We start from the raw sequence: 433 nt of genomic DNA, 5'->3' as shown, positions 1-433 counted from the left end.
TCTTCTTCACCGGCAGAGCGGACGCGTCGAGCGCATAGACACCCGGCCGTCGATACCACTGGAGGTAGGCCAGCCGGGCAGCCAGCGCCAGTATGGCCGCAGCCATGCCGTAGAACAGCCACATCGCGGCGGCGACGCTGTCCGGATGCAGCCAGAGGCCAAGGAATGTCGTGAAGCCTGCTTCGGCGGTTTCGTGCTCGGGGGCCTTCGCGGCCACCGGGATGAGCGTGACCGAGACATTGTCATAGGTCAGTCCGGCGATACCCTTGGCCACCAGCATCTTGACCTGCGGGATCAGCTCATTCATCGGAACCGACGCGCGATGGCGGATGAAGACGGAGGCGGAAGACGGCACCAGCTGCTGTCTCAGCGGATCGTTCTCCGGCAAGACGAGATGGACGCGTGCGGAAAGCACGCCGTCGATGTCCGAGAT

1 pseudogene is annotated in these 433 nt (G+C 64.2%); it reads right to left on the bottom strand.

The window, feature by feature from the left end:
* Positions 1-433: pseudogene (locus EOA29_RS40175) on the bottom strand (EscJ/YscJ/HrcJ family type III secretion inner membrane ring protein); the annotation flags it as partial.

The sequence above is a fragment of the Mesorhizobium sp. M1E.F.Ca.ET.063.01.1.1 genome (assembly GCF_003998155.1).
GTDB lineage: Bacteria > Pseudomonadota > Alphaproteobacteria > Rhizobiales > Rhizobiaceae > Mesorhizobium.
This window is presented reverse-complemented; position numbering and strand designations above follow the sequence as displayed.